At 61.7% G+C, this 19,656-nt stretch carries 23 protein-coding genes; 12 read left to right on the forward strand and 11 right to left on the reverse strand.

Annotated elements, in window-relative coordinates; translation table 11 throughout:
- The first annotated feature begins 348 nt into the window (after positions 1-348).
- A complete protein-coding gene (locus HALLA_RS20965; RefSeq protein WP_169732113.1) occupies positions 349-504 on the forward strand; it encodes a hypothetical protein in 156 nt (51 codons plus the stop codon).
- A 47-nt stretch (positions 505-551) separates the two neighbouring features.
- Here HALLA_RS20965 and HALLA_RS05480 read toward each other — a convergent pair whose 3' ends face one another.
- Entirely contained in the window at positions 552-1,043 is a 492-nt protein-coding gene (locus HALLA_RS05480) for a hypothetical protein (protein ID WP_049952440.1), read from the reverse strand.
- Positions 1,044-1,464: 421 nt separating this feature from the next.
- On the opposite strand from HALLA_RS05480, the gene HALLA_RS05485 reads away from it, so the two are divergent.
- On the forward strand, positions 1,465-1,671 hold the full coding sequence (locus tag HALLA_RS05485) for a cold-shock protein (RefSeq protein ID WP_008418277.1): 207 nt from the start codon (positions 1,465-1,467) through the stop codon (positions 1,669-1,671).
- 301 nt (positions 1,672-1,972) lie between these two features.
- Here HALLA_RS05485 and psmB read toward each other — a convergent pair whose 3' ends face one another.
- The gene (gene psmB / locus HALLA_RS05490) at positions 1,973-2,704 is read right to left on the reverse strand and encodes an archaeal proteasome endopeptidase complex subunit beta (protein ID WP_049952441.1); all 732 of its coding nucleotides are present in this window, start codon (positions 2,702-2,704) and stop codon (positions 1,973-1,975) included.
- Between the two features lie 303 nt (positions 2,705-3,007).
- Entirely contained in the window at positions 3,008-3,178 is a 171-nt protein-coding gene (locus HALLA_RS20970; RefSeq protein ID WP_169732114.1) for a hypothetical protein, read from the reverse strand.
- A 296-nt stretch (positions 3,179-3,474) separates the two neighbouring features.
- Between HALLA_RS20970 and HALLA_RS05495 the strand changes: the two genes are divergently transcribed.
- From HALLA_RS05495 to tenA, 3 genes are all read left to right on the forward strand, one after another.
- Entirely contained in the window at positions 3,475-3,834 is a 360-nt protein-coding gene (locus HALLA_RS05495) for a DUF555 domain-containing protein (RefSeq protein WP_049952442.1), read from the forward strand.
- Between the two features lie 58 nt (positions 3,835-3,892).
- A complete protein-coding gene (locus HALLA_RS05500) occupies positions 3,893-4,432 on the forward strand; it encodes a CBS domain-containing protein (RefSeq protein WP_049952443.1) in 540 nt (179 codons plus the stop codon).
- A gap of 104 nt (positions 4,433-4,536) precedes the next feature.
- Positions 4,537-5,196, forward strand: a complete 660-nt coding sequence (gene tenA, locus HALLA_RS05505; RefSeq protein WP_049952444.1) for a thiaminase II — start codon at positions 4,537-4,539, stop codon at positions 5,194-5,196.
- 48 nt (positions 5,197-5,244) lie between these two features.
- On the opposite strand, the gene HALLA_RS05510 is transcribed toward tenA, so the two are convergent.
- The 6 genes from HALLA_RS05510 to HALLA_RS05535 form a co-directional block, all read right to left on the reverse strand.
- A complete protein-coding gene (locus tag HALLA_RS05510; protein ID WP_049952445.1) occupies positions 5,245-5,943 on the reverse strand; it encodes an ABC transporter ATP-binding protein in 699 nt (232 codons plus the stop codon).
- On the reverse strand, positions 5,943-6,722 hold the full coding sequence (locus HALLA_RS05515; RefSeq protein WP_049952446.1) for an ABC transporter ATP-binding protein: 780 nt from the start codon (positions 6,720-6,722) through the stop codon (positions 5,943-5,945). Before HALLA_RS05515 ends, HALLA_RS05510 begins: the two co-directional genes overlap by 1 nt.
- Positions 6,722-7,840 (reverse strand): ABC transporter permease subunit, encoded by a 1,119-nt coding sequence (locus HALLA_RS05520; RefSeq protein ID WP_049952447.1) that lies wholly within the window; start codon positions 7,838-7,840, stop codon positions 6,722-6,724. Before HALLA_RS05520 ends, HALLA_RS05515 begins: the two co-directional genes overlap by 1 nt.
- Entirely contained in the window at positions 7,837-8,721 is an 885-nt protein-coding gene (gene urtB, locus HALLA_RS05525) for an urea ABC transporter, permease protein UrtB (protein ID WP_049952448.1), read from the reverse strand. Before urtB ends, HALLA_RS05520 begins: the two co-directional genes overlap by 4 nt.
- Position 8,722: 1 nt before the next feature.
- On the reverse strand, positions 8,723-9,991 hold the full coding sequence (locus tag HALLA_RS05530; RefSeq protein ID WP_049952449.1) for an urea ABC transporter substrate-binding protein: 1,269 nt from the start codon (positions 9,989-9,991) through the stop codon (positions 8,723-8,725).
- A gap of 493 nt (positions 9,992-10,484) precedes the next feature.
- Complete coding sequence (locus HALLA_RS05535; protein ID WP_049952450.1) at positions 10,485-12,038, reverse strand: glycoside hydrolase family 43 protein; 1,554 nt, start codon at positions 12,036-12,038, stop codon at positions 10,485-10,487.
- A gap of 321 nt (positions 12,039-12,359) precedes the next feature.
- Between HALLA_RS05535 and HALLA_RS05540 the strand changes: the two genes are divergently transcribed.
- The 7 genes from HALLA_RS05540 (at position 12,360) to HALLA_RS05570 (ending at position 18,048) form a co-directional block, all read left to right on the forward strand.
- Complete coding sequence (locus HALLA_RS05540) at positions 12,360-12,758, forward strand: urease subunit beta (RefSeq protein WP_049952451.1); 399 nt, start codon at positions 12,360-12,362, stop codon at positions 12,756-12,758.
- Positions 12,755-14,461 carry an urease subunit alpha gene (ureC, locus tag HALLA_RS05545; RefSeq protein WP_049952452.1) on the forward strand — a complete coding sequence of 569 codons (1,707 nt, stop codon included), beginning with the start codon at positions 12,755-12,757 and terminating at the stop codon, positions 14,459-14,461. Before HALLA_RS05540 ends, ureC begins: the two co-directional genes overlap by 4 nt.
- Positions 14,462-14,585: 124 nt before the next feature.
- Positions 14,586-15,008: an urease subunit gamma gene (locus HALLA_RS05550; RefSeq protein WP_049952453.1), complete on the forward strand. Its 423-nt coding sequence runs from the start codon at positions 14,586-14,588 to the stop codon at positions 15,006-15,008.
- Entirely contained in the window at positions 15,008-15,628 is a 621-nt protein-coding gene (gene ureG, locus HALLA_RS05555) for an urease accessory protein UreG (RefSeq protein WP_049952454.1), read from the forward strand. Before HALLA_RS05550 ends, ureG begins: the two co-directional genes overlap by 1 nt.
- A gap of 2 nt (positions 15,629-15,630) precedes the next feature.
- The gene (locus HALLA_RS05560) at positions 15,631-16,629 is read left to right on the forward strand and encodes an urease accessory protein UreD (protein ID WP_174887904.1); all 999 of its coding nucleotides are present in this window, start codon (positions 15,631-15,633) and stop codon (positions 16,627-16,629) included.
- Positions 16,629-17,315 carry an urease accessory protein UreE gene (gene ureE / locus HALLA_RS05565; protein WP_049952455.1) on the forward strand — a complete coding sequence of 229 codons (687 nt, stop codon included), beginning with the start codon at positions 16,629-16,631 and terminating at the stop codon, positions 17,313-17,315. The genes HALLA_RS05560 and ureE overlap by 1 nt, the downstream gene beginning before the upstream one ends.
- Positions 17,305-18,048: an urease accessory protein UreF gene (locus HALLA_RS05570; RefSeq protein WP_049952456.1), complete on the forward strand. Its 744-nt coding sequence runs from the start codon at positions 17,305-17,307 to the stop codon at positions 18,046-18,048. Before ureE ends, HALLA_RS05570 begins: the two co-directional genes overlap by 11 nt.
- Positions 18,049-18,114: 66 nt before the next feature.
- Here the strand turns inward: HALLA_RS05570 and HALLA_RS05575 are convergent, their stop codons facing one another.
- On the reverse strand, positions 18,115-18,585 hold the full coding sequence (locus HALLA_RS05575; protein ID WP_242406192.1) for a hypothetical protein: 471 nt from the start codon (positions 18,583-18,585) through the stop codon (positions 18,115-18,117).
- Positions 18,586-18,669: 84 nt separating this feature from the next.
- Positions 18,670-19,647 (reverse strand): aldo/keto reductase, encoded by a 978-nt coding sequence (locus HALLA_RS05580; protein ID WP_049952458.1) that lies wholly within the window; start codon positions 19,645-19,647, stop codon positions 18,670-18,672.
- Positions 19,648-19,656: the final 9 nt, after the last annotated feature.

The raw sequence follows: 19,656 nt of genomic DNA on the forward strand, positions 1-19,656 counted from the left end.
CAGTTGGGCGGTACTGTGGTGCACCGTTGCAGGACAGTCTCAGTGAAAGCTCGAGGTTTGGGTCAAACCCAGTCCGGGGAACGCGGGTCTACCCCGTTTCTGCTCGTCAAAATCCCAATAGTATAAGTGACTACCCGACAACAATCAAGATAGAAACCGCGCTTCAACCAGCCGCGTGGGGCATGCGCTGAAATGCCCCGGGTGCAAGGACACCCGAGGCGCGGTTTCTAACCCGCGAGGGTTCGAAACCATGATTACGTTCATTCTACCGAGATATAAACGTCTCGCACGACAGCCGTACCGCTATCAACTAGCCGGCGCTCCCAGAAAACTGCGCTCGAGGGGTCTATGAGCGGGCAACCATCTGATCCGGACGACCGCGAATCGTCGGCACTGCCAGCCTGTCCGCGGTGTGGGACGCCCGTCGCCTTGGTCACGAGCCGCGGGCCGACAGAGCACATCTGCTCGCCGTGTGGCTGTGAGGTCGGTTCGCCTGATCTCTGAGTAAGCGCTCGAGGGTCCGAACAAAGGGGCAAAGGCCCCAACTCCCGCTACTCGTTCTCCCGTTCGTTGTTGAACGTCCGGTCCGTTTCGAAGGGATAGTCCTGGAACGCTGTCTGTCGCGTCGCCGTATTCGTCACCCGGTAGTCGACTGCGTACGTGGACTCCTCGGATGCGGACAGTTCCGCGGAGTCGGTAACGCCGCCTCGACACTCGAGCTGGACGTCAAACCCATCTGTACTCGCGTTCGACACCGAGAGCGGGGTACATTCGGCTATCACGCTTTCATCAGATTCGAAACTGTGGTCGTGGCTCGCGAGGAGGTCGTTGTAGAAGAGCCGCTCCTCGTACGTCGCAGTATAGTCCGCGACGTTCGAGGAATCGACCGAAGTCGGTTTCTCGGGGCCGGCTGGATAGGACTCGATGTGCACCTGCTCCGCTGGCTCGTCTGACAGGGGATGAAACGATGTGACGACCCCGATTCCAGCGACGAGTACCAGGACGACGACCCCGAGCGAAACGAGCATTCGGTTCGAGACCATTATCTTGGAGTTAGATTCCTAACACAATATGCGTTCTGCATCATCGAACCGTACTTTCGAGTAGCATCCAGTGTCTATACAGTCGAAAGGACTGGTTGGCTTTCGGCTTGCACCACTATCCCCCATTTCTCAGACCGAAAGGGAACCGCTCCTCGAGTCGCTGACGCTCAGCGTTCGATCAAAGCCGATGCCGATCTCGCAAAAGAGCAATCGTAGCGCGCACGCCCGACAGTCCGAACGGCAGCCGCAGTGCTCCAAATTGAACGAAGCCGAGGACGTCATAGAACGATTCGCATGGCATTTCTTTCACCCTATTTGTACTAAACAATCCGTTCACGACACATGCGAATGTAGTGTGAGGAGTCGTGGTACCGCGACCCTCGGAAGGGTTATCCCTCATCCTACCCTCTGTTTGTTTGTAATGGCAAACGGTAAGGTTGATTTCTTCAACGACACTGGCGGCTACGGTTTCATTTCGACTGATGACGGCGACCTCGACGACGACGAAGACGTTTTCTTCCATATGGAGGATGTCGGCGGCGAAGACCTCACGGAAGGTACTGAGGTCGAGTTCGACATCGAGTCCTCGCCCAAGGGGCCTCGTGCGGCGAACGTCGTCCGACAGTAATACCGAGACACACCTGTCGTTCACAGCGACAGACAACACTCTCGATTTTTCAGACGGTCACACGTCCGAGCTGACGCTATCTGTACACTCTGTACGTATCGTTCATTGAGTGATCGCGGAGGAGGTATGCGAACTGTTCTATGACACCCTCGAAAGTCGCTCGTGCTCTTTTAGCTGAATGCAGGCGTTAAGCCCCCTTCCTCAAGGAGAGTACATATAAGTCCGAAAGAGTATCGAACGGACCGGTCGATAGATGGTACTCTGTGTGATTACACGCCGGCAGAAAGTGATCCGATGCGGCTTAGATTACTTCTTCGAAGTCGTTGTGGCCCTGAATGTCGACGCCGTCCTCGGTGATCTCACAGAGGAAGACACCGTTACCCGAGCCGGTGTCGCGCTCGGCCGCGGACTTGATTCCCTGTGCCGCGATGGTGGTCGCCTCGTCGTTCGAGAGCCCTTCCTCGTAGGTCTGCTCTAGGTGACCGTAGGCGAGTTGCATCCCGCTGCCGGTAACGGTGTAGTCGTCTTCCATGACGCCGCCCGCGGGGTCGATGCTGTAGACGTGGCTTCCCTCCTCGTCGACGCCGCCCAGAATCGGGTGAATCGCGAAGAACGGGCCGCCTCGAGCGAAGTTGCCCGCGAGCGTCGCGAGCGCGTTGATGCTCATGCTGTCGCCGCGGCGGGTCTCGAAGAGGTTGACCTCCGCGCGGAGACTCGAGATGAACGACTGTGCGCCGCCAACGCTGCCGACCATCGTCAGCGCCGCGGTCGGGTGGATCTGTTCGACCTTCTGGACGTTCTTGTTCGAGACGAATCGACCGCCGAGGCTCGCGCGCATGTCCGTCGCGATGACGACACCGTCGGCCGTCGTAATGCCGATCGTTGTCGTGCCGGTCTTGTTGACGTTGTCGAGGTCAGCGCTCGAGATGTCGTTCTGTGGCATCGAACCGAGTTCCGGCCCGTACGGGTCCGGGTCGTCCGCCAACTGGTCGACCGTCCGGGAGAACTTCGAGTCGTGTGTTGGTGTTCGCATTATAGGTGTCTAACGACCGGGACGATATAAAACACCGGCGGTCACCGCTCTGGTTTCCGCTTTCGTGCTGACATCGCCGCCCTCGAGCAAGCTGTGCGAACGGGCGAAGTGCCAATTTTGGACATCTCTCGAGCGGGGTTCGACTACGCTCGAGGACATCGTAACCGGGACTGTGATCCGGGAATAGAAACGATTCGTACGCGTCTCGTGTTCGGTCGGTGACTTCGGGACGTGTCAGCTTCCGTGCGATCCGATTCGGTGTGGGTCAGATTCGGTGGTCGTAGTCGTGTATATCGTGACCGTCTATTTTCGGGCGTTCTCGTAGGCTTCGCCGACGTTGGCGAGGACTCGGTGTACTGGGAGGGAGAGACCAATCTGGTTAGCAACGATTGCGAGTGGCATCGCCGCGATACCGACGACGATGCACAGTTGGTACATTGCGAACAGCAGCGCGTTGTGTGCGCGGGATTTCATCAGCGTTCATCGTCGCTCAGTCCGAGGGAGTATATAAGTCTTCGTGTATCTCACTGCGATTTCATCGTCGTCTCGCGATTGCAGGTCTACGCCGTGTTGCGATTCAACTCAGCTTGTGTGATACACAACTGAAAGTGGGTTCGTGACCGAACTACGGCTATCATGGCGGGAATCGATCCGGGTGTTTCTCATAAGTTATGCCCATCATCTGACTCTCGTGCGCGCCGCTCGAGCGGGGGCGAAATCGGTGCGAACCGAACCGCAAGAGAGGAAACCCCCCACCACGTTGGACGCGTATGAGCAATTATCTCGTCGCGATGGAAGCCGCGTGGCTCGTTCGTGATGTCGACAAGGTCGACGATGCAATCGGCGTCGCGGTAAGCGAAGCCGGAAAGCGACTCAATCAGGAGAACATGGAGTACGTCGAAGTCGAAGTCGGTGCGACGGGCTGTCCCGCCTGCGGCGAACCCTTCGACTCTGCGTTTATCGCGGCCGATACCGCGCTCGTCGGACTCGCCCTCGAGATGGATGTCTTCAACGCGGACGGGGAGGAACACGCCTCTCGAATCGCAAAGAGCGAGGTCGGCGGCGCGCTTCGAGACGTTCCCCTGTCGGTCGTCGAAGTCTTCGAAACCGACGCCGACGAAGACGAATAATACCGCCCAAAGTCGACACGACCCAAAGACTTTCTATAACCCGTGGTTATTTGGAACCATGGAGTTACCGACGCCCGCGGACCTCCGACAGCGCCGCACCGATCTCGGGCTGACCCAGAGCGAACTTGCCGAGAAGGCAAGCGTCTCCCAACCGTTGATCGCCCGGATCGAAGGCGGGGACGTTGATCCACGGCTCTCGACGCTACGTCGAATAGTCACCGCTCTCGAGGAGGCAGAAAGCGACGTTATCCGAGCCGAGGACCTCATGAACGAAGCGGTCGTCAGCGTCTCGCCCGACGAACCGATCAGCGAGGCCGCTCGCAAGATGGAGACCGAAGCCTACTCCCAACTCGCCGTGATTCAGGATGGGATTCCGGTCGGTTCGATCAGTCAGAGCGATCTGGTCCACCTCGATTCCGAATCTCGAGACGAGTCCATCGACACCCACATGAGTGAGAGTTTCCCGACGGTCTCGAAAGACGCCACTCTCGATGAGATCAGCAACCTCCTCGAGCACTACAAGGCGGTCATGATAACCGAAGCGGGGGAAACGATCGGGATCATCACCGAGGCGGACCTGACGGCTCGACTGTCCTGACCCGGGTGATGAGTGGCGTCGGGGTCGTCCTCGCTTTCGGCCCAGAGGTATGACCGGCTTATAGTAGGCAGTTATATTGGGCTGGAAAATCTTCTGTTCGGGTAATGGCGTTCAGTGACCAGTTGCTCGAGGCGGGCGACCACATCTGGGAGGCACAGAAAGACCACCCCTTCGTTCGGGAACTCGCGACGGGTGAACTCGAGGAGGAGGCGTTTCTCACCTGGGTGCGTCAAGACTACCGATACTTACTCGACTACGCGCGCGTGTTCGCCATCGCCGGGACGAAAGCGCGGGACGAAGAGACCATGACGCACCTGCTCGAGGTCGCACACACCGTCCTCGACTACGAGATGGACCTCCACCGGGAGTTCGCCGCCGACTACGGCATCGACCGGGCGGAACTCGAGTCGGTGCAGAAATCCCCGACGTGCATCGCGTACACGAACTATCTCGTCCGCACCGCTCACGAAGGATCGCTGGCCGAAATCGCGGCCGCGATCTATCCCTGCGGGCAGGGGTATCTCGACATCGCAGCACACATGGCCGAACTCGCCGACGACGAACACCGGTACACGCCGTTTATCGAAAAGTACACGAGCGACGACTTCCGCGAGGCCGTCGACTGGATGCGAGCGTTCGTCGACCGCTGTGGCGAACGGTATCCCGGCGAACACGAGGCCATGGAGGAGGCGTTCCTGACCTGCGCCCGTCTCGAGGCCCAGTTCTGGGAGATGGCCTATACTCGAGAGAAGTGGGATCTGTAGCGCAAACCTCGGTTTTCGTCGAACGAAACAGGAGCGTTTCCAGTCCGCTTAAACCGCGAGATACTCGGTAACGGCGTCTCGAGACTCGAGTCGGTCCGGCCCGAGTTCGTCGACGATCGTTCCCTTGTCGATCGCGTAGCATCGTTCGGCGAGATTCTGCACGACGTGGAGGTTCTGCTCGACGAAGAGGATCGTCGTCCCGAGTTCCTCGTTGACCTGGGTGAGGTCCCTCGTGAGATCCTGTACGATCGAGGGTTGGACGCCTTCCGAGGGCTCGTCGAGCAACAGCAGATCGGGGTTGCCGATCAACGCGCGACCGATCGCGAGCATCTGCTGTTGGCCGCCGCTCATCGTTCCGGCGTCCTGCTCGGCCCGCTCCTCGAGGATGGGGAAGTAATCGTAGACCGCCTCGTACTGGAGGTCGGTGCTCGATTCGTTTATCGTCTCGCCCATTCGGAGGTTCTCTTCGACGGTCAATTCGGGAAAGACGTCCCGCCCCTGCGGAATGTACCCGATCCCGCGACGAGCGCGAACGTCTGCGGGATCGTCCGTCACGTCCTCACCGTCGAAGACGATCGTTCCGTCGTCGGCATCGAGCAGCCCCATCACGGCTTTGACAAGCGTCGTCTTGCCGACGCCATTTTTGCCCATGATGCCGACGATCTCGCCGTCGTCGACTGCCACGTCGACGTCCCGAAGGATTGGCGTCCGTCCGTACGATGCGCGTAGGTTGGTGAGTTCGAGCATTAGTGATCGTCCCCCAGGTAAATCCGCTTGACTTCGGAATCGGCCCTGATCTCCTCGATCGAGCCCTCGCGGAAAATCGAGCCCTGATCGAGGACGGTCACCCGATCCGCGATCGATTCGACGAAGTCGATGTCGTGTTCGATCACGATCAGGGCGACGCCGTCGTCCGCTGTGATTTCCTCGAACAGTTCGGCGATATCGGCGGTTTCTTCGACCGAGAGCCCGGCGACTGGTTCGTCGAGGAGCATGAGTTTCGGCTCCATGGCCATCGCCATCCCGATCTCCAATCGCTGTTGTTGTCCGTGCGAGAGATCCGACGCGGTCGTCTCGCGCTCGGCGAGCAGATCGAACCGCTCTAAGATTTTACGCGTTCGCGACCCGTACTCGTCGGCGTCGACGACCTGCTGGAGCGGAATACGAAGGTTTTGGGCCACAGTGAACTCCTCGTAGATGCTGGGAACCTGAAACTTCATACTGATCCCTCGCCCGACGCGCTCGTGAGGCGACAGCTCCGTGATATCGCGGCCGTCGTAGTAGATCGACCCCGCGGAGGCCTCGAGCTGACCGGTGAGCAGATTGATGAACGTGCTCTTTCCGGCTCCGTTGGGTCCGATGAGACAGCGCAGTTCGCCCTCCTCGAGCGCGAAGTCGACCTCGTCGGTTGCGGTGAGCCCGCCGAAGTGTTTGGTCAGTCCTCTCGTCTGGAGCACACGCGAGGATCCCTCGCCGGTTTCGTCGACCGCGGGCGTCGGTTTGACGGTCGGATCGCTGACCCCCATCAGTCGCTCACCTCCTCGGCGTTCGCGGGTCCATCGCTATCGGGCGGCGCTCCGGGCGTCGACGTGGTTCGACGGTCACGGACGAACTCGTGAATTCGCGGTGCGACGCCTTCCGGTATCACGAGCACGACGAACACGAGCAGCGAGCCGATCAGCACCAGCGCCCACTCGCTCCCGGAGATGGCGAGTTGGTAGTCGATGAACTGGATCGCGAGGGCGGCACCGACGGTTCCGAGCAGGGACGTGCGACCGCCGACGCTCGCCCAGACGACGGGGAGTGCAGCCGCCGTAATTCCGAAGACGCTCGGGTCGATGTAGTTGTTCTGGGTCGTGAACAACACGCCGCTCAACCCGGCGACAGCGCCGCCGATCGTGAAGACGGCGAACTTGATGAACGTCGTGTTGTAGCCGAACAGCTCGGTCCGCGTTTCGTCTTCGCGGGTCGCGACGATTGCGTACCCGAACCGGCTGTTGAGCAGCACGCGAAGTCCGAGGTAGGTCGCCACGACCGCGCCCAGGGTCACGTAGTAGTGAGCGACGATTCCGATTTCGTACCCGATCGAGCCGATCCCGATTCCGAGGTCCGGGACGCCGCTCATGCCGTTGAACCCGCCGAGACGGGCGTCGCCGACCGCCCACTCGCCACCCGCGGTCTGGCCCATGAAGGTGTGCAAGACGAGCGCGACGACGAGCGTGAGAATCGTGACGTAGACGTCCCGGACGCCGCCGTAGAACATGAAGTAGCCGAGGATCGCGGCGAAGAGTGTCGAAACGGCGAGCGCTGCGACCAGTCCGAGCGTCGGGCCGGTCACCGTCGAGACGTTGATCGCGACGATCCCGAAGGTGTAGCCGCCGATGCCGAAAAACGCCACCTGACCGAAGCTCAGGATGCCGCAGTAGCCCCAGATGAACGCGAGGCTCATGCCGAGCAACGCGTACGCGAGGAAGACGGAGCCGATCTCCGCTGCGTAGTAGCCAAAGAGGACCGGCAACGCGGCGAGAAGCACCACGGCGACTGCCAGTCCAGCCCAGAACGCGGGCGAGTTCCCCATCATATTTGGACCACCGAGGAGGCCAGTAACTCTGGCGTGAAGCCCGTCGCTTGCGCCTTGGCTCATCGGTTCTCACCCCACCGTTGGCGAAACTTTGCAAGGAAGCCGGTGATTCCGTCGGGCATCAAGCGAATCGCGACGATCGCGGCGAGCAACATCGCGACCAGTCCGATGAACGTGCTCTCGGTGACGTTCGTGAACACCGCGTTGACCGATCCGAGAAAGCCACTGGCCAGCAACGTCCCGACGATGACCGACGACCCGCCGACGACGACGGCGACGAAGGCCTCGACGAGGAATCCGGTCCCGTACTGGGGCGTGATCGTCATCACCGGCGCGTACAGCGCCCCGGTAAAGCCCGCGAGCGCCGAGCCAATGGTGAACGTCGACATGTACATCTTGTCGGTGTCGACGCCCATGCTGCGTGCAGTTTCCGCGTCTTGCATCGTCGCGCGTGCGCGGACGCCGAAATCCGTCCACATGAACAGCGCGTAGAGTCCCCCGAGGACGGCGACGGCGATCACGCCGAGGACGAGGTAGTAGGCGGGACCGTCCACGACCGGAAGTTCGCCGAAGGGAATTCCGATACCGGGAGCGGAGTTTCCGAACGCGATCCGCACCAGCTGGATCATCACGAGGCTGACCCCCCAGGTGACGACCATCGAGTCGAGCAACCGTCCGTAGAGGTGACGGATGATGAGCCGCTCGAGGACGAGTCCGAAAATCGCCGTCACGACGACGCCGGCCACCATCGCGAGCGACAGCGGCAGGCCGGCGGCGAACGCGAACGTCGTCGCGTAGGCTCCGACGAGGATGAACTCGCCGTGGGCGAGATTGATGATTCCCATCATGCCGAAGATCACCGCGAGCCCGACCGTCGCGAGCACGATGAACGCGAATATCTCGAGGAACTCGAAGCCGAAATTCAGGAGTCCGATTCCCGCCATTTTAGATCCCCTCGTAATATGCGCCGGGTTCGTACTGGGTCTGTTCGGCCTCGCTGGTCAGGTCGCACCCGACCTCCTCGAGGAACGCGGGGCCGATCGTGCCCGCATCCTCGAACGTGATCTCGTGGGTTTCGTCCGACTGTGCAACGTGCATGTTGTGTTCTATGTGGTGTGTCGCCGGATCGAGCGCAACGTCGCCTTCCGGCGCTTCGACCTCGATTCCGCCCTCGAGTTCCTCGATTACGGCGTCGGTTTCGAAGGTGCCGGCGCGCTCGACCGCCTCCTTGTAGAGATAGACCGAGAAGTAGTTGTTCTGGGCCTCCTGGTTGATGTATTCCGCATCGTCCCAGCGCTCGTAGTAGCGCTCGACGAACGCCTCGTTGCGGTCGGTCGGGAGCTCCTCCATGTAGTTGACGCCGGCGTAGACGTCCTTCAGGGCAGGCGGGTCTATCCGCAGGTGTTCGTACTCCTGTGCCATGTTCGTCGACGTGCCGATCGGAATATTCGTCAGCCCGCTCGCCAGTCGCTGTTCGTAGAACGACGAGTGGGTCTGTCCGACGAGCATCGACATCACGAAATCAGGATCGGCCGACTGGATTCGATTGATCGTCGACCCGAACTGGGACTCACTAAGGGGAATGTGTTCCTCGCCGATGACTTTCGCACCGTGTTCCTCTGCGATGATCCGGACCCAGTCGCCCGACAGCTGTCCGAAGTTATAGTCGGCGGCGATCGTGTAGATTTCGTCGCCGTACTCTTCGATCATGTAGGGGACGACCGCACCGAGTTGCTGGCGGGCCGTCGCGCCCAGCGGGAAAACCGTCTTATCGCAGACGCCGCCCTCGTACTGGGTCGTATAGAAATACAGCTGTTCGTGTTCGTTGATGATCGGACGGATCGCCTCCCGCGTCGCGCTCGAGTAGCCCGCCCATATCGCGTCGGCGTCTTCCCGATAGATCGCGTAGCGGGTCAGATCCTGATACAACATGTTGTCCGACTGGGGATCGGGAGCGAAGACGTCGATCTCCTCGCCCAGAATCCCCCCGTCGCGGTTGATCTCCTCGATCGCCAGTATTGTCGTCCGATACTTCGGCGTCCCTGTCAGTGCGAAGTCCTGCGACCGATCCTCGAGGACGGCGAGCGTCGGCCCGTCGGAGCCGGATTGCATGCCGAGCACGCCCGCTTCGGCGACGCATCCTGCAAGTCCAGCGAGGCCGGACACCCCACCGCCGGCGAGAACCTCCCGCCGGGAGATGCTGCGGCCGGTCACTGTTCGTCACCGGCGTTCTGAACGCCGTCTCGAGAGGATTTTGACCGCATCCGACTATCGCACCTCTGCCGCCACTGAGATTTCTTTATATTCTAGCAACGATTTTACCGATGTGTGCCCTGAACGTCCACTCATTCTACTAAGTATCTGAAAATAATAGAGATACAAAAGACTTGCCGCAAGGAAGTTCAATGAATACCTGATTATATTGAAATGGGTAAATAGAGGTAATCAGTCAAATCACGATAATATTCTACACGGACGTAGATATATTGAAAATTATTTGGACGGATGTTTGTAGCGGAGAGGCGAGCGAGCACCGAGACGATACAGAGCTACAGGGAATGGTCGCCCGTGGATATCGGATCGAACCTGTAGATCGGCGGCTTCTCTCCAGGTTTCTCGAGCACGCGGGATACGAAATCTGACGCCGAACAGGCATTATAGGGACTCCGATTTCTCGTACGTCTGTAGACGGGTATCTCGGTGCTCCTTACTCTTCGACTTGGAAGTACTCGAAGTCGCAGTATCCGTCTGCCGCTGTGGATTCATCCGACTGAACTGCGAACAGCCCGATCTTTGCACCGATCCAACGCCCCTGCTGAGCCTGAAACGGCGTACCGATCGGCTCGAAGTCGGCGTCTCCCGTCGCGTACGCGAACTGAACACGGCCACCCTCTTCGACGGTCGCTCGGAGGCGCGTAGACGGGGGCTGGAGTGGTATCCGCTCATCCACCGTGTCGGGGCCGCCGTCCGACGGTGCGGTGTTGCGACCCTGTATCAGTTCGGCACCGTCGGCTGTCCGACGAACGCTGAGGTAGGCGTACTCCTCGCCCATCACGAGCAGCCCGCCGTGTCCGGCCTGTTCTTGGAGTTCACACTGGATCTCCGTCGTCGCCGTGAACGCCGGAGCTGGGAACTTCTGGAGGAGGAGATTCGGGACGGACCACAGGTTCTCAGCACCCTCCGCACTCCGGGGGAACAAGCGGAGCGCGCCGGGGCGATAGGTGAGCGAATACCAGCCGAACTGGGGATTCCCGTGCCACTGCCATTGGAGTCCCAAACGGGCTGTGTCGAAGTCGTCGGAAGTCTGGGGCACCATCGTAGGGAGCACGTCAGCAGAGACGTCGGGTTTCTCGTGCGTTTGGACCGGCTCGCCCGTGCCGTCGCCGTCCTCGTCGCGACCGATGACGGGCCACCCGTCGTTCCAGGAGAGGGGCTGGAGATGAACGATGCGGCCGTACGGGTCGAGTTCTTGGAAGTGGATGAACCAGTCCTCACCGCTGTCCGTATCAACCCAGGCTCCCTGATGCGGTCCGTTGACATCTGAGTTTCCCTGGGCGAGAACTACCCGGTCGTTGTAGGGACCGTAAATGTCGTCTGAGCGCAGGACCGTCTGCCACCCGTCGCTCACGCCGCCGGCCGGTGCAAAGATGTAGTACGTCCCGTCGCGCTCGTACAGCTTCGGCCCTTCGATCGTCGGATGGTCGTCGTGGCCATCGAACACCTCGCGGCTCTCGCCGGTGAGGTGCGTCCCATCCGTCGCCATCGGCGCGATGTGGAGGACACTGTTGATTCCAGCGCGGCTCTTCGCGAACGCGTGAACGAGGTACGCGTTTCCGTCGTCGTCCCAGAACGGCGCCGTGTCGATCCATCCCTCGGCCTCGTGGACGAGAGTCAAATCAGACCACCGACCGCGGGGATCGTCGGTCTTGGTCATGTAGACACCGCGATCGGGATCGCCGTAGAAGATGTAGAACGTCCCGTTGTGGTAGTTGATCGAGGGTGCCCAGACGCCGTTGCCGTGTTGTGGACGATCGAAGGCGGGCGGTAGCTCGTCGATCGCGTGGTTTACGATGCGCCAGTTCACGAGGTCGCGCGAGTGGAGGATCGGAAGTGCCGGAACGGCGTTGAAACTCGAGGCTGTCATAAAGAAATCGTCTCCGACGCGGACCACGTCGGGATCAGAGTAATCAGCGTAGACGATCGGATTCTGGTACTGGGCGTCGCTTCGGTTCGGATCCCACACCACGGGGTGGTGTCTCATAACATTCGAGACTAAGTAACAGGCAATAAACATTGGGTTCCAGCGGCAGGGTGGCTACTTGCAGCGCGGGACCACGTACCTCCGCATTTATTCACTGCGCAAAACATATTCTATTCAATTTATAAGTGGCGGAATGATCAATCCTAATGTGTCCTATATGAGGTAGTATTGGCGGTACTGAAAATACCCACAATTACGTACTCGTGTTTGAAACTGGTGGGCAAATATTGTTAGACACGAGCATCTTTACACTGATTGTACGCATAATCTCTCCCGTGATGACCAACCGTTTTTCAGATATCGGGTCGAGAGTGATCGGAAATGAGTGAGTTCGTCCCCGGGGAGCTCAAGACGGCCGAGGAACCGGTCGTGATAAACGAGGGGAGAGAAACGACGGCAGTAACCGTCGAGAACACCGGCGATCGGCCCGTACAGGTCGGTTCGCACTTTCACTTCTTCGAAGCGAATCCCGGCCTCTCGTTCGACCGTACCGAGGCCTACGGATTTCGGCTGAACATTCCGGCCGGCACCGCGATCAGGTTCGAACCCGGTTGCGAGCGCGAGGTCGACCTCGTGGCCATCGGCGGCGACCGCATCGTTCACGGAATGGGCGGACTGGTAAACGGTCCCCTCGACGACGAGGACGTACGAGAACGCGCACTCGAGCGAGCAGCGTCGTACGGCTATCAAGGGGTCGATCTCCCGGAGGACGACCGATGACTCGAGAGATGCCCCGTCGCGAGTACACGGACCTGTTCGGCGCGACGGAAGATGACCGGGTCAGGCTCGGCGATACGAACCTCTTCGCGGAAATCGAGAACGATTACGGCGTTCCCGGCGAGGAAGCGGTGTTCGGCGGCGGAAAGACGATGCGCGACGGGATGGGCATGCAGTCGGGGACGACCCAGGCGGAGGGAACGCTCGACTGGGCCTTTACGAACGTCGTCATCATCGACCCCGTACTGGGGATCTGCAAGGGCGATATCGGGGTTCGCGACGGCGAAATCGTCGGCGTCGGCAAGGCCGGCAACCCCGACACGATGGACGGCGTCGACATGGTGATCGGACCGAGTACGGATACGATTCCGGCGGACGGCCTGATCGCGACGGCCGGCGCCCTCGACATTCACGTTCACTTCAACAGTCCCCAACTGATCGAACACGGACTCGCCTCCGGTATCACGACGATGCTCGGCGGCGGCTTCGGCGGCGGCGCGACGACCTGTACGCCCGGCCCGCGGAACGTTCAGCGATTCCTCCAGGCCGCAGAGGAGTGGCCGATGAACGTCGGCTTCTACGGGAAGGGCAACAGCAGCCGGCCGGACGCACTGTACGAGCAGGTCGAAGCAGGAGCGTGCGGACTGAAGCTCCACGAAGACTGGGGGTCGACGCCCGCCGCGATCGACACCTGTCTCGAGGTCGCCGACGAGGAGGACGTACAGGTCTGTATCCACACGGACACGCTCAACGAGTCGGGATTCGTCGAGGACACGTTCGACGCCATCGACGGGCGCACGATCCACGCGTTCCACATCGAGGGCGCGGGCGGCGGTCACGCGCCCGACGTCCTCGAGCTCGTCGGACACGAGCACATGCTCCCCTCCTCGACGAATCCGTCGATGCCCTACACCGAGAACACGTTCGACGAACACCTCGACATGGTGATGGTCTGTCACCACCTCAACCCCGACGTTCCCGAGGATGTCGCGTTCGCCGAATCGCGGATTCGCGCCGAGACCCTCGGCGCGGAGGACGTCCTCCACGATACGGGTGCGATCAGCATGATGACCTCGGATTCGCAGGCGATGGGCCGTATGGCCGAGGTGCTCAGCCGAACCTGGCAGACCGCCCACAAGATGAAAGCCCAGCGCGGGCCGCTCCCCGCCGACGAGGGGACCGGGGCTGACAACGCCCGCATTAAGCGGTACGTCGCCAAGTACACCATCAATCCCGCGATCACGGCCGGTATCGACGACTACGTCGGCTCGCTCGAGCCCGGAAAACTGGCGGACATCGTCCTGTGGAAGCCCGCGTTTTTCGGGGTCAAACCGAAGGCGGTCATCAAGGGCGGGTTCCCCGTCTGGTCCCAGATGGGCGAAGCCAACGGCTCGCTCATGACCTGTGAGCCGATCATCGGACGCGAACGGGCCGGCGCACAGGGTCGAGCCAAGCAGGCGCTTTCGGTCTCGTTCGTCAGCGAGGCCGCCTCCGAGAACGGCGTCGGGGAGGCGTACGACCTGAAAACGCCGGTGCGGCCGGTGAGCGGGACGCGGTCGGTACGCAAAGCAGACATGGTCCACAACGACCGCTGTCCCGACGACATCGACATCGACGCACAGACGTTCGAAGTGTCCATCGACGGCGAACACGTCACCTGCGACCCGGCCGACGAGGTGCCGCTCGCACAGCGATACATGCTTTGAGAGGATTTATGAACGAAACTACAACGACACCCACTACCGGAAGCCGACGAATTCGATGCAGCGATCGGGCCGCAGGAAGCGACCTGCAGAAACGAACGCGGAGCGCGCTCGAGGTGATCGACCGATGATGCTCTCGCCCAAGGAGATGGAACGACTCACCGTCTTCATGGCCGCCGAACTCGCGCGTCGGCGCAAGGACCGCGGCGTGGCGCTCAACCATCCCGAGACAGTCGCGTACATCTCCGACTGGGTTTGCGAGGGGGCTCGAGACGGGAAGTCCGTCTCACAGCTCCGGGCCGAGGCGACCCAACTACTCACTCGCGAGGACGTGATGGACGGCGTGCCCGAGATGGTCGACATGGTCCAGGTAGAGCCGGTCTTTCCGGACGGGACGAAGCTGGTCACCATCCACGACCCGATTCGGGCGGATTCCCGCGATCAGCTTGAGGAGTTGGACGATCCCGAAGCTGTGGACGAACGTGAAGATATGAACGATCTCGAGGACGCAAACGATCTCGAGGCCGCTGACGGAACGGGGGTCGAATAATGGGATACCGCGACGTCGCGAAGATCGGTATCGGCGGCCCCGTCGGATCCGGAAAGACGGCGCTGGTGAGACACCTCGTCCCGGCGCTCTTAGAGCGCGACTACGAGGTCGGCGTCATCGCAAACGACATCATGACCCAGGAGGACGCGGACGTGTTCAGAGAATCGTTCGCGGATATGATCCCGGAGGATCTTATCGACGGGGTCGAGACCGGCGCCTGTCCGCACACGGGCATCCGCGAGGACCCGTCGATGAACCTCGCGGCGATCGACGAGTTCACCGAGTCCCACCCCGATCTGGACGTGGTGATCGTCGAGAGCGGCGGCGACAACCTCGCCGCGACCTTCAACCCCGAACTGGCGGACTATTTCCTGTTCGTCATCAGCGTCGCCGAGGGCGAGGACATCCCCCGCAAGCGCGGCCCCGGCGTGACCCAGGCCGATCTCCTGATCGTCAACAAGACCGATCTGGCACCCTACGTCGACGCCGATCTCGACGTGATCGAACGCGACACGGAAGCCGTCAGAGGGGACGATCCCTTCGTCTTCACCGATTGCAAAGCCGGAAAGGGAATCGACGACGTACTCGAGCATATCGAACACGAGGTGCTATTCGCGTGAGCGTGGATGCGGCGAAAGGGGACAGCGTGAGCGGGCAGCCGCTTCCGCCTGCCTTCGAGTCCTACGCCGCCGAATCGCTGGCCCAGGCACCGGCGGGCGGACCCGGAAAGAACGGGCTGCTCGAGGCGACGCTCGCCCGCTCGGGTGACAACCAGACGCGCCTCGTTCGCGACCGCGTCAACGTTCCGTACCATCTGACGGGAACCCTCGAGACCGATCCCGTTCCGGGGCTCACGACGCTCATCGCCCAGGAGCCGACCGGCGGCGTCGCCCAGGGCGACAGGCATCGACTGGCCGTCGAGACCCGACCCGGTGCGCGCGCACACGTCACCACACAGAGCGCGACGAAAGTTCACAGCATGCGGGCGAACTACGCCCATCTGGACGCGACCCTCGAGGCCCGCGCGGGCAGTTACCTCGAGTACCTGCCGGGGCCGACGATCGTCAACGAGGACGCCCGCTGTCTCCAGACGATCAACGTGAATCTCGCGGACGATGCCGCGGTCGTCGTCAGCGACGTGCTCGTCCCGGACGGATTGACTCAACACGAGTCGTTCGACTTCGACCACTATCTGGCGCGCGTCGAAGCCGAATACGACGGCACGCTGGTCTGTGCCGATACGGTCGACATTCGACCCGACGAACGCGATCCTAGGCACTCGACCAGCGTCGGGGAGTACGAGGTGATCGGCTCGCTATACGTCTTCGCTCCCGGCCGAGACCTGCAGTCGCTGACCGATCGGATTTACGATCGACTCGAGGCTGATTCCGAAGACGGAGCCGAGCCCGCGGGAGCCACCGAACGCGACGGGGACGAATCCGGTGGCGACCGACCCGGTTCCACGCTCGTCGGCGTTTCGACGCTGCCACACGGGGCCGGCGTCGTCGTTCGGATTCTCGGATACCGGCAACTGGACGTGACGAACGCGATTCGCGATGCGTGGGACGAAACGAGACGCGAGCGCTTCGCGGTCGGCATCCCCGCCGACCGGAGGTACTGATGAAGCGGATCGACGGCGTCCTCGGAAACGTCCACGTCGACGAGGACCTCGAGCGAGCGCGAGAGCGCCACGCCGACGAGGGCACCCTCGAGCGGGTCGTGATCGAAGCGGATCGAAGACAGCGGTCGCGGTTTCGAACGACGACAGACGCCGGAACCGACGTGGGCGTCGTCCTCGAGAAGCCGGCGCTCTCGATCGGCGACGTGCTGGCCCGCGACGAAGATCGAATGATCGTCGTCGCGTTCGAACCGCTCGAGGCGCTGGCGGTCGACCTGCCCGAACCGACGGGCGAAACCCTCGAAGCGGCGCTCGAACTCGGCCACCGCGTCGGAAATCAACACTGGGATCTCGCGATCGACGACGGCGTCGCGTACGTCCCGCTCGAGGCGGACCGCCACATCGTCGAGCGCGTCGTCGCGGACGTCGTTCCGGGGGCGACAGTGAGAGCGGAGACCGTCGACGCGGCGCTTTTCGTGACCGACCTCGAGGGCGATGGCGAGCGCGAGCCACCCCACGGCAACGAGCACGGCCACGGAGCGGGTTCGGATCACTCTCACGAGACGGACCACAGTCACAGCCATGTGAACGATCACCGCCACTCGCATGCGAACGATCACGACCACGCCCACGAATCAAACCACAGCCATTCCCGAGACGACGGTCACGATCACCAGCATGGCGACTGAACCGGCCCCCTTCCTGACCGCGTTGCGCCTCTCGGATTCCTTTCTCCCGACCGGCGGCTACACGTCCTCGTACGGCCTCGAGCAGTACCTCAACGAGGATCGAATCGAGAGCGCGGACGAGCTAGGGGAGATCATCCGCGGCTACCTCGAGCGGATCGTCGGTCCCTGCGAAACCGTCGCGGTCGCAAACGCACACGACGCGGCGGCGGCCGAGGACCTCGAGGCGCTGCTGGCCGTCGACGAGAGACTCCACGCGGTGACGATGGCCGCGGAGTTCCGCGAAAGTTCGACGAAAGCGGGGCGACAACTGTCGGAACTGGTTCTCGTGGAGGACGACCGGGAGCGTCGCTCTGACGTGGACGACGAGAGCGAATCGAGCGGCGACCGCCCGCTCGAGCGAGTCTACGCCGAGGCGATCGATAGCGGGGAGACGCCGGGTCACTACCCCGTCGTTTTCGGCGTTGTCGCCGCCCAACGCGGGCTCTCGAGGCGCGAGGCCTGTCTCGCACAGGCGTACTCGTTCGTTACGGGCGTGCTCGGCGCGACCCAGCGACTGGGTCGGTTCAGTCACACGGATATCCAATCGATACTGGCTGACCTGCTTCCGGTCATCACTGACATCTGCGAGCGACACGTCGACGACGAGATTGTTGCGATGGCCTCGTTCGCCCCGCTAACCGAAATCATGGGGATGCGCCACGAACGCGCCGGCAGGCGGCTATTCATGAGCTAAGGCCGTCCTGTTCGTGAGCCGAGGACGCGAGCAATCAACGGACTCGAGCCGTTTCGGGGACGGGTGCTACTCAGCTTCTCCTCGCCAACTCCAGAGGCCGATGACCGCGAGCGCAACCGCCAGCACGGCGATGAGCGTCAGCGATTCGATCTCGCCGGTCGTAAAGCCGGCTGACTCGGAGATCTGGGTTTCCTCGAGCATGAACACCGCGAGTAAGAGGAGTCCAAACAGGGAGGCGATCGCCACGCCGATCCCTTCGCGAAGCATCCACCTGAACTCCTCGACGTCGACCTGGGCCGCTTCGGTGTGATCTTCGGGCGGCTCGCCGGCCGTATCGTACTCGGTGTAGGCCGTGTCGTCCCAGGAGGTGCCCAGAAAGCCGATCACGTACGAGAGCATCGTTCCCGCGACCATGATGACGACGAACGTCGATGCCGCCATCACGATGTTCTCCGGCGCGAGGAAGACAGTGAGGACGGCAGCGGCGACGACCGATCCGCCCAACATGACGAGGAACCGTTTGAGGGGTGTAGTCATGGGGCTGGTACGCCGCCCAGCACTATATTTCTACAACCACGACCCGACGACTGGCTCGGGAGTGCTCCGAAACGTCGACGGGAATCAGGCGTGTCCCGAGACGACGACCGGTTCGTAGGGCTCCTCGAGCCACTCGATATCGGACGCAGAAAGCGAAATTTCGAGCGCCTCGACGGCTTGCTCTAAGTGTTCGACGCTCGTCGTGCCGACGATCGGCGCGTCGACCCAGTCCTTGTGAAGCACCCAGGCGAGTGCGATCTGCGCCATGGTCGCGCCCTCCTCGGCGGCGAGTTCCTGCACTCGTTCGTTGATCGTCGGGCCGCCGCCGTCGCGGTAGGGATGCTCGTAGAGGTACTTCTCGGACTCGCCGCGCGTCGTCGCGTCGATATCCTCGTGCGGGCGCGTAAGATAGCCTCGAGCGAGCGGCGACCACGGGAGGACGCCCACGGTCTCATTATCACAGAGCGGGAGCATCTCACGCTCTTCCTCACGATAGACGAGGTTGTAGTGATTTTGCATCGTGGCGAATCGATCGAGCCCCAGCCGGTCGCTCGCGTGTAACGCCTCGGCGAACTGGTGGGCCCACATCGACGACGCGCCGAGGTAGCGAACCCGTCCCCGGCGGACCGCGTCGTCGAGCGCCCGCAACGTCTGCTCGATCGGCGTCTCGTCGTCCCAGCGATGGATCTGATAGAGGTCGATCGTGTCCATTCCCAGTCGCTCGAGCGAGGCCTCGAGCTCCTGTTCGATGGTCTTGCGCGAGAGCCCGCCGGAGTTCGGGTCGTCGTCGCGCATCGGGTGATACACCTTCGTCGCGACGACCTGTGCGTCCCGGCCGTATCCCTCGAGTGCGTCGCCGAGTACGCGCTCGGATTCGCCTCTCGAGTACATGTTCGCCGTATCGAAGAAGTTGATCCCCAAATCGATCGCGCGCTCGATGATCTCGTGGCTCTGCTCGTCCTCCAAGACCCACTCTCGCCAGTCGCTCGAGCCGAAGCTCATACAGCCCAGACAGAGGCGGCTCACTTCCATCCCCGTCTCGCCGAGTGTCGTGTACTCCATGGCCCGGCG

It is taken from the genome of Halostagnicola larsenii XH-48 (genome assembly GCF_000517625.1).
Classification (GTDB): domain Archaea; phylum Halobacteriota; class Halobacteria; order Halobacteriales; family Natrialbaceae; genus Halostagnicola; species Halostagnicola larsenii.